The sequence below is a fragment of the Tenacibaculum sp. genome (genome assembly GCF_048269885.1).
Classification (GTDB): domain Bacteria; phylum Bacteroidota; class Bacteroidia; order Flavobacteriales; family Flavobacteriaceae; genus Polaribacter.
In genome coordinates, this window is the sequence record NZ_JBLWTZ010000005.1 from 1 (window position 1) to 13,182 (window position 13,182).

The 13,182-nt window shown below is 31.3% G+C and carries 15 protein-coding genes; 13 read left to right on the forward strand and 2 right to left on the reverse strand.

Annotated features, from left to right (window positions below):
• Positions 1-579: TonB-dependent receptor domain-containing protein (locus ACN0WY_RS05115; protein WP_417799711.1), on the forward strand; the 579-nt coding region annotated here is incomplete at its 5' end.
• A 98-nt stretch (positions 580-677) separates the two neighbouring features.
• Here ACN0WY_RS05115 and ACN0WY_RS05120 read toward each other — a convergent pair.
• The gene (locus tag ACN0WY_RS05120; RefSeq protein ID WP_047788857.1) at positions 678-1,028 is read right to left on the reverse strand and encodes a 4Fe-4S dicluster domain-containing protein; all 351 of its coding nucleotides are present in this window, start codon (positions 1,026-1,028) and stop codon (positions 678-680) included.
• A gap of 70 nt (positions 1,029-1,098) precedes the next feature.
• On the opposite strand from ACN0WY_RS05120, the gene ACN0WY_RS05125 reads away from it, so the two are divergent.
• From ACN0WY_RS05125 to ACN0WY_RS05175, 11 genes are read left to right on the forward strand one after another with little or no spacing between them, the layout of a single operon-like run.
• A complete protein-coding gene (locus tag ACN0WY_RS05125) occupies positions 1,099-2,160 on the forward strand; it encodes an acyl-CoA reductase (RefSeq protein ID WP_417799712.1) in 1,062 nt (353 codons plus the stop codon).
• Between the two features lie 52 nt (positions 2,161-2,212).
• Positions 2,213-3,277, forward strand: coding sequence for a 3-phosphoserine/phosphohydroxythreonine transaminase (serC, locus tag ACN0WY_RS05130; protein WP_330486788.1), 1,065 nt, complete (start codon positions 2,213-2,215; stop codon positions 3,275-3,277).
• Positions 3,278-3,322: 45 nt separating this feature from the next.
• Positions 3,323-4,273, forward strand: a complete 951-nt coding sequence (locus tag ACN0WY_RS05135) for a D-2-hydroxyacid dehydrogenase (protein ID WP_417799713.1) — start codon at positions 3,323-3,325, stop codon at positions 4,271-4,273.
• Between the two features lie 6 nt (positions 4,274-4,279).
• Positions 4,280-5,518 (forward strand): DUF1015 domain-containing protein, encoded by a 1,239-nt coding sequence (locus ACN0WY_RS05140; protein ID WP_417799714.1) that lies wholly within the window; start codon positions 4,280-4,282, stop codon positions 5,516-5,518.
• 24 nt (positions 5,519-5,542) lie between these two features.
• Complete coding sequence (locus ACN0WY_RS05145) at positions 5,543-6,211, forward strand: YggS family pyridoxal phosphate-dependent enzyme (RefSeq protein WP_417799715.1); 669 nt, start codon at positions 5,543-5,545, stop codon at positions 6,209-6,211.
• Positions 6,212-6,244: 33 nt separating this feature from the next.
• The gene (locus ACN0WY_RS05150; RefSeq protein WP_417799716.1) at positions 6,245-7,342 is read left to right on the forward strand and encodes an exonuclease domain-containing protein; all 1,098 of its coding nucleotides are present in this window, start codon (positions 6,245-6,247) and stop codon (positions 7,340-7,342) included.
• A 32-nt stretch (positions 7,343-7,374) separates the two neighbouring features.
• Positions 7,375-8,190 (forward strand): ion transporter, encoded by an 816-nt coding sequence (locus ACN0WY_RS05155; protein WP_417799717.1) that lies wholly within the window; start codon positions 7,375-7,377, stop codon positions 8,188-8,190.
• Positions 8,191-9,099 carry a tRNA (adenosine(37)-N6)-dimethylallyltransferase MiaA gene (gene miaA, locus ACN0WY_RS05160; protein ID WP_417799718.1) on the forward strand — a complete coding sequence of 303 codons (909 nt, stop codon included), beginning with the start codon at positions 8,191-8,193 and terminating at the stop codon, positions 9,097-9,099. It abuts the gene before it with no gap.
• Between the two features lie 58 nt (positions 9,100-9,157).
• Entirely contained in the window at positions 9,158-9,661 is a 504-nt protein-coding gene (locus tag ACN0WY_RS05165) for an OmpH family outer membrane protein (protein ID WP_330486795.1), read from the forward strand.
• 7 nt (positions 9,662-9,668) lie between these two features.
• The gene (locus tag ACN0WY_RS05170) at positions 9,669-10,490 is read left to right on the forward strand and encodes a DUF1853 family protein (protein WP_417799719.1); all 822 of its coding nucleotides are present in this window, start codon (positions 9,669-9,671) and stop codon (positions 10,488-10,490) included.
• A gap of 42 nt (positions 10,491-10,532) precedes the next feature.
• A complete protein-coding gene (locus tag ACN0WY_RS05175; RefSeq protein WP_417799720.1) occupies positions 10,533-10,931 on the forward strand; it encodes a hypothetical protein in 399 nt (132 codons plus the stop codon).
• Positions 10,932-11,004: 73 nt separating this feature from the next.
• Here ACN0WY_RS05175 and yiaA read toward each other — a convergent pair whose 3' ends face one another.
• Positions 11,005-11,493 carry an inner membrane protein YiaA gene (gene yiaA / locus ACN0WY_RS05180; protein ID WP_330486798.1) on the reverse strand — a complete coding sequence of 163 codons (489 nt, stop codon included), beginning with the start codon at positions 11,491-11,493 and terminating at the stop codon, positions 11,005-11,007.
• Positions 11,494-11,643: 150 nt separating this feature from the next.
• Between yiaA and ACN0WY_RS05185 the strand changes: the two genes are divergently transcribed.
• Entirely contained in the window at positions 11,644-13,158 is a 1,515-nt protein-coding gene (locus ACN0WY_RS05185; protein WP_417799721.1) for a hypothetical protein, read from the forward strand.
• The last annotated feature ends 24 nt before the right edge of the window (positions 13,159-13,182 follow it).

A 13,182-nucleotide genomic window follows, 5' to 3' on the forward strand; every position in this document is an offset into this window, starting at 1 on the left:
GCGCAATTCTTTGCCAATGGTGTTGACACCAAAACTCAAGGATTAGATATTGTTCTAAACTATAAAAAATCTTTTGAAGATCATAGAATAGATGTAGGATTGGTAGGAAACTTTAACGATACTAAAATTGAAAAAATAAAAAATGGAAGCCTAAACAGGTTTACTTTTTTCAGTCCTTTTTCTGAAGCTTATTTAAAAGCTGCTGCTCCAGATCATAAATTCGGTTTAAACCTTGGATATGGATACAAAAAACTAGATGTTGCTTTAAACTTTACAAAGTTTAGTGAAGTCCAATTACAAGATTTTCAGTGGGTAGATTCACCTGCTACCACACAAGCAGAAGCAGATGCATTATACGCTGTTGCAACCGACACTTATGAAAGTAAAATTACCACAGACCTAAGCTTGAGCTATGCTTTTACCGATAAAATAACCTTTACCATTGGAGGAAATAATATTTTTAATGTATACCCTACTCCGCAATTTGATGGATGGACAGACCAAGGTGGGTTAGCAGATTCTGTGCAAATGGGATCAGACGGTGCTTATTTCTTTACTAGATTAGGATTTAAACTTTAATACTGGTTATTTGTAAAACAAAAAATCCTGAGAATACAATACTCTCAGGATTTTTTTATTTCTTTACTCTAACTCTAGCTAGAGAAGCTAAGATTTTATTAATCATTATGCATAAAACGTTGTTTTGCCAATAACTCCTCTTCTGTTTCTACATTATCTTCATCAGGAACACAACAATCAACAGGACAAACAGCAGCACATTGTGGCTCTTCATGAAAACCTTTACATTCTGTACACTTGTCTACAACAATGTAATAAATTTCATCTGAAATTGGCTCTTGATCTTCGTCTGCATTGGCAGATTTACCATTTGGTAAAACGATATTACCTGTTAAATCAGTTCCATCAGCATATTTCCAGTCATCTGCACCTTCATAAATAGCTGTATTAGGACATTCAGGTTCACAAGCCCCACAGTTTATACATTCATCAGTTATTATAATTGCCATAATTAATCTCTTTCAGTTTTGTAACTTTGCATTCGCAAAAATAGTTCCAATTTAATTTAGAACCAAATAAATGGATGGTATAAAAAGTAGAATTAACGCTTTTCATAAACTAGGGGAATTTTTAAGCCAATTTTCTCAAGAAAAAATAGAAAAAAAAGAACCTGTAGAATATAATGAGTTATTTTTTGATGGATTTAAACACCAATTAAAAATAGCGGGAGAAAACAACACCTGGTTTACCAGAGAAAACATATTATTCTCTATAGAAAATTGGGCAAAAGCACTCACCTCAGAAAACTTAACTCAATGGGTAGCTACCGAAAAACTAGGCAACAACAACCCTAAATTAGTAGCCGTTATTATGGCTGGAAATATCCCTTTAGTAGGCTTTCACGACTTTTTATCGGTACTAATTTCTGGACACTCCGTATTGGTTAAGCAATCGTCTAACGATAAACATTTATTGCCTTTTTTAACAAAATACTTAGAATATGTTTCCCCTGAATTAAAAGGAAAAATCACGTTTACTGAAGAAAAATTAACAGGTTTCGATGCCGTAATTGCCACGGGCAGTAACAATACAGCCCGTTATTTTGAATATTATTTTAAAGATAAACCTAGTATCATCAGAAAAAACAGAAATTCTGTTGCTGTATTAACAGGTAACGAATCTGAAGCACAATTGCAAAACTTAAGCGAAGATGTTTTTCGTTATTTCGGGTTAGGTTGTCGTTCTGTTTCTAAAGTGTTCATTCCGAAAGGCTATAATTTTGATGCTTTTTTCAACGGTATGTACAAGCAACACGAAATTATCAATAATATCAAGTACGCTAATAACTACGATTATAACAAAGCGGTGTACTTAATGAGTGAGTTTGACATCTTAGAAAACGGCTTTTTAATGATTAAAGAAGATCAGAGCTATGCTTCTCCTATTGCTTCTGTTTTTTACGAGTATTACGACAATACAGACGATTTAAAAATTAAATTATGGGAAGACCGAGCGCAAATTCAGTGTATCGTAGCCAGTAATTTTGTTGAAAATGAAATAGCATTCGGGCAAACACAACACCCAAAGTTATGGGACTATGCCGATGGTGTAAATACTCTAGATTTTTTAGCTAAAATTTAAAAGAGTCTCTATATAAATTTGCACCTTTGTGTAGCAAAACACAACAACACAAATGAAAAAACATAACTTTAGTGCAGGACCTTGTATTTTACCTGAAGAGGTACTTAAAAAAGCCTCAGAAGCAATCATTAACTTTAATAATGACAACTTATCATTAATCGAAATATCACACAGAAGCCAGCCTTTTGTAGAGGTAATTGAAAAAGCGAGAAGTTTAGCCTTAGAATTATTAGGGTTGGAAAACAAAGGTTATAAAGCATTGTTTTTACAAGGTGGAGCTAGCATGCAGTTTTTAATGGTTGCGTACAATTTGCTAAATAAAAAAGCTGCTTATTTAAATACAGGAACTTGGAGTGATAAAGCCATAAAAGAAGCTAAATTATTTGGTGATTTGGTAGAAGTTGCTTCTTCAAAAGATCAAAATTTCAACTACATCCCCAAATCTTATACTATTCCAACAGATGTAGATTATTTTCACTGTACTAGTAACAATACTATTTACGGAACACAAATGAAAAGTTTTCCTGAAACTTCAGTTCCTATGGTATGCGATATGAGTTCTGATATTTTTTCTCGTCAATTGGATTTTTCAAAATTTGATTTGATTTATGCAGGAGCTCAAAAAAACATGGGACCAGCCGGTACTACACTTGTGGTGATTAAAGAAGCTATTTTAGGTAAAGTAGAGCGTCAAATTCCTTCAATGTTAAATTATCAAGTATGTATCAACAAGGATAGTATGTTTAATACACCACCTGTATTTGCAGTATATACTTCCATGTTAACCTTAGAGTGGTTGAAAGATTTAGGAGGAATCGAATTTATCGAAAAAGTGAATGAGAAAAAATCGAATTTACTATACAGTGAAATAGACAGAAACCCTTTGTTTAATGGTGTCGCTGCTATAGAAGATCGCAGCCATATGAATGCAACTTTTAACCTCGTTGATCAAAACTTGCAAACTAAGTTTGATCAAATGTGGCAAGAAGCCAATATTAATGGATTGAGTGGCCATAGAAGTGTGGGTGGTTATCGTGCAAGCATGTATAACGCTTTGCCTCTATATAGCGTACAGGCTTTAGTAGATGTAATGCAAGAATTAGAAAGAATAAGTTAGATACAACGTCATTTTTTACAATGACATTTTAATATAAAAATAAGGATGAAGATATTAGTGAATGATGGAATTTCCACTAGCGGAAAACAAGCTTTAGAAAACAAAGGCTTTGAAGTTTTAATTACAAAAGTGGCGCAAGAGCAACTAGAAAATTATATAAACGATCATGCTATTGATGCTATTGTAGTGGGAAATACTACTCAAGTACAACAAGAATTAATAGATGCTTGTCCAAGTATTAAACTTATTGCTTACTTAGGAACCGAAATGGATAACATTGATGTTGATTATGCAATTAACAACGGAGTTCATGTTGTGAATAGTGAAGAGGCTTCGGCAACTTCAATTGCAGAATTGGTCTTTGCACATTTATTCGGAATGGTTCGTTTTTTACATCAATCAAATCGTGAAATGCCTTTAGAAGGAGATATGCGCTTTAATGCCTTAAAAAAGCAGTACTCGCAAGGAACGGAGCTAAGAGGTAAAACATTAGGTATTATTGGGTTTGATAGCGTAGGTCAAGAAGTTGCAAAAACTGCACTGGCTTTAGGTATGGAAGTAATAACAACTGATGCAGAAATAGATAATGCAACCATCACAATTCCTTTTTTTGATGGTCAATCGGTAGATTTCTTTATTGAAACTGAAACAATCGATAATGTACTGTCTAAATCAGATTTTATAACCCTACACCTTCCTGCACAAGAAGAATATATAATAGACGCCTCTTTGTTTGATAAAATGAAAACTGGGGTAGGAATTATAAACACTTCTCATGGAAGTGTTTTAAATGAGGTAGCTTTAATTAAGGCTATTGAAAGTGGAAAGGTTAAATATGCAGGATTAGATGTTTTTGAAAATCAACCAAGACCTGAAATTCAACTATTAATGAACCCAGAGATATCAATGACTCCTCATATTGGTGCTTCTACCATTGAAACACAAGAAAGAGCTGGTATTGAGCTTGCCAATAAAATTATTGAATTATTAAGCTAATTACCTATGGCAATTGTAAAACCGTTTAAAGCTGTTAGAGCTACCCGCGATAAAGTTGCTTTAGTATCTTCTAAATCGTACGAAATTTATACCCCTGCGGAAATCGGAGCCAAACTCGATTTTAATCCGTACACTTTTTTACATGTAATTAATCCTGGGTATAAATATCACAAACAAGATGTAACAGGAGAACAACGTTTTAAATTGGTACACAATCGCTACTTGGAATTTAAAGAGAATGAAGTCTTTAAACAAGATGAAATCCCTGCCTATTACATATATCAAAAAATAACTCCAAACGATCATTTCTGCGGAATTATTGCAGCCACTTCTGTAGAAGATTATCATAATGAAGTAATTAAAAAACACGAAGACACGTTAAAGGAACGTGAATTGCTATTTGAAAACTACTTAAAAAATACAGGTTTTAATGCAGAACCAGTACTACTCACCTACCCTGACAATGATGTAATTAATGCTATTGTAAAAAAATATCAGAAAGAAAGAGCCGAATACGAGTTTTCTACATCTGATAGAGATTTACATTTTTTATGGGTTATAAAAGAGACGAAAGATGTAGAGCAAATAGCAGAAGCTTTCAAAAAAGTTCACACGCTATATATTGCTGATGGACATCATCGTTCAACATCTTCATGCTTATTAGCACAAAACTTAGCAGAAAATAACCCTAAGCATACAGGAAAAGAAGAGTATAATTTTTTTATGAGTTACTTATTACCTGAAAGTCAGGTAAAAATTTATGAATTCAATAGATTTATCAGAGACTTAAACGGATTGACTCCTGAAGAACTTTTAATAGAATTGGATACTCATTTCAGAATTGAGAATCGAGGTCAGGAGTTGTACAGACCTAAAGAGAAACACCATTTTAGCATGTATTTGAATGGTGAATTTTATGCCTTGTATTTACGTAAGTCAGCTTATGCGTTTTCCGACTGTTTAAGTGAATTAGATGCTTATATTTTATACACAACCGTTTTAGAACCTATATTAGGAATTGAAGATATTAGAAATGCTTCTAAGATTGTATATTCTCAAGATAAATCTGACGGATTAGAATTAAAAACAAAGGTTGATAGTGGTGAGTTTAAGGTTTCTTTTGGAATGTTACCTACCAATATTCAAGAACTAAAAACTATTGTTGATGCTGGTTTAATGATGCCTCCAAAAACAACCTATATAGAACCTAAATTAAGAAGTGCTTTAACTATTTACGAGTTTTAGTGTAAGGTCCGATAAACAATTATTATGATTACAGGAATTAAAGAAAATCTTCAAAAAATAAAATCAACACTACCAGAAAATGTAACCTTAGTTGCAGTCTCTAAAACCAAACCTATTGCCGACCTACAAGAAGCTTACGATGCTGGTCAGCGAGTATTTGGTGAGAATAAGATACAAGAAATGGTAGCTAAGTATGATGAATTACCCAAAGACATAAAATGGCATATGATTGGTCATTTACAACGTAATAAGGTAAAATACATGGCTCACTTTGTTGATTTAATTCATGGTGTAGATAGTTTTAAAACATTAAAAGAAATAAACAAACAGGCTAAAAAGCATAATAGAGTTATCAATTGTTTGTTACAAGCTAGGATAGCCAAAGAAGATACCAAGTTTGGACTACCTTTTGAAGATATTGAAAATATTTTAGCTTCAGAAGAATTAAAAGAACTTGAAAATATAAAAATTGTAGGTTTAATGGGGATGGCAACTTTTACAGATAACCAAGAGCAATTACAAGAGGAATTTTCATCACTAGCTAATTTCTTTAATAAGAATAAAGCAAGCTATCCTAATTTAGAAACACTATCTATGGGAATGAGTGGTGATTATGAAGTAGCCATAAAAAATGGCAGTACCATGGTACGAATAGGAAGCTCTATTTTTGGAGTTAGAAATTATATTGCTTAGATTTACATAGACCAGCTTAAAAAAGGGAGAGATTTGTACGCTATTTTAGACATTGAAACTACTGGAGGAAAATATAACGAAGAAGGAATTACAGAAATTGCCATCTATAAATATGACGGACATCAAATTATAGATCAATTCATTAGCCTAATAAACCCAGAAAGAGAAATTCAGGAGTTTGTTGTAAAACTTACTGGAATTAATAATAAAATGCTGCGAAATGCACCAAAGTTTTATGAAGTAGCAAAAAGAATTGTTGAAATAACTCAAGATTGCTTTATCGTAGCACACAATGCTAATTTTGACTATCGCATTCTTCGTACCGAATTTGATCGATTAGGATATCAGTACAAACGTAACACACTCTGTACAGTTACTTTAAGTAAAAAACTCATCCCCGAATCTCCTTCTCATAGCCTTGGGAAACTCTGTAAATTTTTAGGAATTCCTATGTCTGATCGTCATAGAGCAACAGGTGACGCATTGGCCACGGTACAATTATTCAAGCTATTGATAGATAAGGATGTTGAAAAAGGTATTATCCAACAATCTATAAAGTATTTTGATAACAGACATGAAAAATTTCGCATCCAACGAATATTAGATAGTTTGCCTGAAAAAGAAGGTCTTTTTTATGTCCATAATCACGAAGGAACAATCATTTTTGTAGGCAGAGGTAAAAACATAAAACAAGAAACCAACAAGCTCTTTTTAAAAGAAACTAGAAAAGCGCTAAAAGTAATTAAAAGAGTTAGTAAGGTTTCTTATGAAGAAACCGGAAATATGCTTTTTACCCGTTTAAAATACCATTTAGAACTTGAAAAACTAAAACCTAAGTACAATATTATAAGAAAAAGAAAACTCACAGACAAAAACTTTAATCACGACAATATGCTTGTTATTGATAAAGGTAGAATTCCAGAAGAGCACGCCGTAATTTTAATTGAAAAAAATGAAGTTATAGGTTATACTTACACCAATCTTGCTTTTCAAGAACATCAGTTGTCTATTCTAAAATCAATGCTCACTCCTATCGAACATAAAGAGCTTGCGAAAACCATCATTAAAAACTATTTACTAAAAAACAAGGTGTTTAAAATAGTGCGATTACAAGTTGAAAATAATTTGTAATATTGCTATAAAGCATTCAAAAAACTAATCTTTTGGGTAATCAAGCACTTAATTGGAGAGAAAAATTACACGAAGTAATCTATGAAGCAGATACCCCTGCGGGTCGATTATTTGACATCATCTTGTTATTTGCAATCTTAGCAAGTATTATACTGGTTATGCTTGAAAGTATTGAAAGTTTTGATAACAAACATCATAACTTCTTATACGTTTCTGAATGGATAATTACCATTTTTTTTTCTATTGAATATATTCTGAGAATTATTTCAATAAAAAAACCTACAAAGTATATTTTCAGCTTTTATGGTATGATAGATTTGCTGTCTACCATTCCTATGTACCTAACCTTCTTTTTTGTGGGCACACATAGTAGTTTAATTGCTTTAAGAGCATTGCGTTTGTTACGAGTTTTTAGAATTTTAAAAGTCTCAAGATATATTGGAGAGTCTAATCAGTTAATAAAAGCTTTAAATGCTAGTAAAGCTAAAATTGGAGTCTTTCTTTATTTTGTGTTGATTATCTGTATTATTTTAGGATCCGTAATGTATTTCATTGAAGGAGCTGAAAACGGTTTTACAAGTATTCCGAGAAGCATTTATTGGTCAATAGTAACACTTACAACTGTTGGTTATGGAGATATTGCTCCCCAAACCGCTTTAGGACAGTTTATTGCAAGTATTACGGTAATTATTGGGTACGCTATTATTGCAATACCTACGGGAATTGTAAGTTCTGAAATGACTAAAAAGAACGTACACCTTAACACTCAATCTTGCCCTAATTGTTCTTATGATGGCCATAAAGATGACGCAGATTTTTGTTATCATTGCGGAACAAAATTGAACTAAATGTCACAAAAAAACACCTTAATTACCATTGTTGGGGCTACGGCTATTGGTAAAACAGCGCTAAGTATTCAACTAGCTCAACATTTTAATTGTGATATTATTTCGTGTGATTCACGTCAATTTTATAAAGAAATGACCATAGGAACAGCCGTTCCAGATCTTGAAGAACTAGCTGCTGCTCCACACCACTTCATCCAAAACAGAAGTATTTTTGAAGATTATTCTGTAGGGCAGTTTGAAAAAGAGGCATTAAAAACCTTGGACCAATTGTTTGCCAAAAGTTCAATTCAAATTATGGTGGGCGGAAGTGGCTTGTATGTAGATGCTGTTTTAAAAGGCTTGGATTATTTTCCTGATGTAGACACACAAATAAGAATAGATTTAACGACTGAGTTAGAAAACAAAGGAATAATACACCTTCAAAACAAATTAAAAGAGCTTGATATTGAAGCTTATAATACCATTGCTATTGATAATCCACATCGATTAATCCGCGCCTTGGAGATTTGTATTGGCACAGGAAAAACATATAGTTCTTTTAAAAACAAACCAAAAACTCCTCGTAATTTTCAATCTATAAAAATTGGATTGGCTGCCGATAGAGAAATTATGTACGACCGTATTAATCGTCGTGTAGATATTATGATGGAAAAAGGGTTGATAGAAGAAGCTAAAAAACTACACTCTCATAAAAACCTAAACGCACTACAAACAGTAGGTTATAGAGAACTGTTTGAGTATTTCGAAGGCAATTTCACTAAAGAATTTGCCATTGAAGAAATAAAGAAAAATTCAAGAAGGTTTGCCAAACGACAAGGAACATGGTTTCGTAAAGATGCTAACATTTTATGGTTTGATTTTCAAGAAGAGGTTCAAAATATTATAAGAACTATAGAAAATAAACTTTAACGCTTTTTAAGAACACCACAAACATCACTTTTTTATATTTGTCAAAAAACAGAAATACATGAAACTAAACATCACTTTTATATTAGCCATATTTTTTATTGGATTTTCAAATGCTCAAACCAAAGTTGGAACGGTAGATAGTGAATTAATCATTAGCAAAATGCCGCAAATGAAAGGAGTTTTACAGCGAGTAGAAAATTATGGAAAAAAACTAGATTCTAGTTTTCAAATAAAAGCTACAGAATATAAAACCAAGGTAGATTCTTTTAAGGCTGAAGAAAAGCTAATGACAGAAGAGGATAAAAAAGCCAGAATCCAAGAATTAAGAACACTTGAGTTAGAAATGAGTAAATTCCGTCAGAATGGAACAACTATGATGCAAGTGCAAAGAGAGCAGAGTTTACGCCCTTTATATAAAAAATTAAAAGAGGTAATAGCAGAAGTAGCAAAAGCAAATGGTTATACGCAAATTTTAACCACTACAGGAAACGAGTTTGGGTATATAGATGAGCGTTTTGACATTACCAAACTAGTATTGGATACACTAGGAATTAAAGAGTAAATCTTTTATGCACCAAAAACAAAAAGACTTACAATTACAATACGAAGGATTTTTTAAAACACCTTTTCTATGGTATGGAAAAGGTGTTTTTAATTTAGAACAATTCCCTATTTCAATAACTCAAACCACTTCGTTTAACCAAGAAATCACACAAAAACTACGCCTAGGTAAGTTGGTTGAACGCTTTGTTTCATTTGAGTTAAACCAACTTGCTAGTATTTCAATTCTTGCAGAAAACATTCAAATTCAACAAAAAAAAATTACCGTGGGTGAATTAGATTGTTTACTCTTAAAAGAAAACAAACCAATTCATTTAGAAATTATATATAAGTTTTATTTGTATGATGCAACTATTGGAAATTCTGAAATTGAACATTGGATTGGTCCTAACCGACGTGATTCTCTTATTCAAAAGCTAACAAAACTTCAAGAAAAACAATTACCACTACTCTACTCCAATCATACTAAAACTTATTTAGATGAATTAAAGTTGGGGGTAGATGAAATAATACAACAAGTATATTTTAAAGCACAATTATTTGTTCCTTTAAAAGACTTTGGAAAAAACTTTAAACAACTAAATAATGAGTGTATTTATGGGTTTTATATCTACCCGAACGAGTTACCGCAATTTTCCGATTGTAAATTCTATATTCCAACTAAACATAACTGGTTAGTAAATCCACACTCAAATATTAATTGGTTGACTTTTGAAGTCTTTCAAAATAAACTTCAACAATTTTTAAATGAAGAAAATGCTCCTCTTTGTTGGCTAAAGAAACCAAATGGCGAACTTTTTAAGTTTTTTATGGTTTGGTGGAATCATTAGTGTATTTCGAATAACTTTTTAAATTTGCTGACTAAAAAAACTATGAAATATTTTCAATTCTCTTTTTTACTTCTATTTACTTTAATCTCATTCACATCTTGTTTAGAAGCAGAAAATGACACTCCTTCTTGTATTGATACTGATATAACTTTTCAAGATGATTATTACAAATTAGAAGCTGAAGTTTATTCGAGTAAGTATATAGAAGTTAATCTAATAAATGGGTGTAACTTAGATATAAGGATTACTGGAATAAAAGTTGAAGGTCAACACCGTGAAGACTTTAAGGTTGAAGGTCTATCAATAGGTACAAGTATAACAAAAGCTACTTATTTTAACGTTATTTTTACTCCTACTCAATTAGGTACAAGAAAAGGAATCATTATAATAAGGCACGAGATGGGGGAATTGGTAATTAACTTATCAGGGAATGGAATATAGTTCTTGTTAAGAATAAAAAACACTTAGAAAATAGTTTCCTAAGTGTTTTACTTTGCTGTAAAAGTTGAGGATATTAAATCTCTTCTTTCTCCTCTCTTTTTTCTATACACTCTATATCTCTGGTGTTTTTTTGCACAGAAATTGCTGCGTAAATGCTTAACACAAAAGACATCGCATAAAACCCTTTTTCACTTAATAATAAGTTGGCATTCCACAACCCTACTATTAATAAAATGATAGAAGCAATGGTTGTAAACCAACTAATACTGTAGTAAATTTCCGTTACTTTAATTCCTTCTAATCTGTCTCTTACTGATTTTTGTACAGATATTACCGAAAATAAAGCAAAAAGTAACACTGTAAAATAATACCCTTTCTCATTAAGCTCCATTTCTACATTCCATAAACCAATACAATAAGAAGAAATTCCTATGAATAAAGCTACCCACGAAGCTCCAATGTACGCCGAAGTAGGTTTCTGATTGTATGCTTTTAAGAGCTTCTTATTTTCTTTTTTTGTTTTCTTATTTTGATCTGATGACCAAGCTGATTGATTGTTCATAACTTTTGGTTTTTAATTATACCTCAAAAATGCATCATCCTGCATCATTACTAAAAACATTTTTAATTAAAACCTAACGATATAATCTAAACATAAAAACAATAAAATACTATATTTACTAATAAAATAAGCAAGATAGATAACGATTAAATGAAAGAATTATACCATGTTATTTCTTCTTTTTCTTTAGAAGAACAACAACGTTTTATTGTCTTTTTAGAAAAGAGAAACAAAAGGACAGACACGAAAAATATTCAATTGTTTAAACTAGCTCAAAAGGGAAAAACTTCCACACAGCACATTTGTAAAGAATTGTATGGGGCACAAAAAAGAGAAGCCTTTTATACCCTTAAACAACGCTTGTATGAATCATTAATTGATTTTGTGGCCAATAATAGAATTCAAGGTGAAAATTCAATAGACATGCTTTTGATTAAATATATTTTAGCTGCTAGAGATTTTTTATTTCATAAAAACTACAAGGCTGCTTATAAAATTTTAGACAAAGCAGAAGTTATTGCAAAAGAGCAGCAACTATTCCCTATTTTAAATGAAATATACCACACTAAAATTCAGTATGCACATACCAATTCTCGTATTAATTTAAATGAAACGATTCTCTCTTTTAAAGAAAACCAAAGAAATCTTTTCTTAGAAGAAGAATTAAATATTGTATATGCAAAAGTTAGAGACACACTAAAAGTAAATTCATATAAACAGGGTTTGAATTTTCAATCGTTGATTGATGCTCTTTTTAAAGAGCATCAAATTAATATACAACAAGACGTATCTTTTAAATCTCTATATCAATTAATTAGTATAATCAATATTTCTGCCTTTATTCATAATGATTACTTAAAAACGGAAATCTTTTTAACTGAAACTTATCACATTTTAAATAAAAAAAAAGGCAAAGAAAAACAGGTTTTTTATCATATTAGAGTTTTGTATTTAATAGCCAATACATTTTTTAGAAACAAAAAATTCAAAGAATCTGTGGAGTACTTAAATAGCATGCATACTTATATGCTACAGAATAAAAAAAAGTATTTTACTAGTTTTTATTTGAATTACACGCTTTTATTGGCGTTAAATTATAATTACACGAACCATCAAGACACGGCAACGAGGCTATTAGAAACTGTTTTGAAAAAAAAGCATTCTGATATAAAAACGGTGCTAGAAATAAAATTAAGTCTCATTACTTTTTATTTTCAAAGTAATGAGTTTAGGAAAGCGTTGCAATTGCACCATACCTTTTATCATTCAGATCAGTGGTATATAGATAAAGTTGGAATTGAATGGACTGTAAAAAAGAATTTAATTGAAATTCTATTGCATTTAGAATTACAAAACATAGATTTATTTGAATCTAGGTTACTAAGTTTTAAACGAAAGTATATTCCCTTTTTATTAGAGATCAATCAAAAAAGAGTCATCACATTTTTAAAATTAGTAGAGCACTATTATAAAAATCCAGACACCGTAACCACTCCTGACTTTTTCTACTTGGTTGAAAACTCATTTGTTTTTGTTGGAGCGAAACAAGAAGATATTTTTGTGATGAGTTTCTATGCTTGGTTAAAAAGTAAGATGATACAACAGCCTATTTATGAAGTTACCTTAGCATTAATAAAAGAAGTAAAATTACAAAGCCAACACTAAAATCTTCCATTTTTAAAGTATTTA

Coding starts and splice junctions, on each gene's coding strand:
- ACN0WY_RS05120 (WP_047788857.1), bottom strand. CDS start 1,028: ATGGCAATTATAATAACTGATGAATGTATAAACTGTGGGGCTTGTGAA.
- ACN0WY_RS05125 (WP_417799712.1), top strand. CDS start 1,099: ATGGATGGTATAAAAAGTAGAATTAACGCTTTTCATAAACTAGGGGAA.
- serC (WP_330486788.1), top strand. CDS start 2,213: ATGAAAAAACATAACTTTAGTGCAGGACCTTGTATTTTACCTGAAGAG.
- ACN0WY_RS05135 (WP_417799713.1), top strand. CDS start 3,323: ATGAAGATATTAGTGAATGATGGAATTTCCACTAGCGGAAAACAAGCT.
- ACN0WY_RS05140 (WP_417799714.1), top strand. CDS start 4,280: ATGGCAATTGTAAAACCGTTTAAAGCTGTTAGAGCTACCCGCGATAAA.
- ACN0WY_RS05145 (WP_417799715.1), top strand. CDS start 5,543: ATGATTACAGGAATTAAAGAAAATCTTCAAAAAATAAAATCAACACTA.
- miaA (WP_417799718.1), top strand. CDS start 8,191: ATGTCACAAAAAAACACCTTAATTACCATTGTTGGGGCTACGGCTATT.
- ACN0WY_RS05165 (WP_330486795.1), top strand. CDS start 9,158: ATGAAACTAAACATCACTTTTATATTAGCCATATTTTTTATTGGATTT.
- ACN0WY_RS05170 (WP_417799719.1), top strand. CDS start 9,669: ATGCACCAAAAACAAAAAGACTTACAATTACAATACGAAGGATTTTTT.
- ACN0WY_RS05175 (WP_417799720.1), top strand. CDS start 10,533: ATGAAATATTTTCAATTCTCTTTTTTACTTCTATTTACTTTAATCTCA.
- yiaA (WP_330486798.1), bottom strand. CDS start 11,493: ATGAACAATCAATCAGCTTGGTCATCAGATCAAAATAAGAAAACAAAA.
- ACN0WY_RS05185 (WP_417799721.1), top strand. CDS start 11,644: ATGAAAGAATTATACCATGTTATTTCTTCTTTTTCTTTAGAAGAACAA.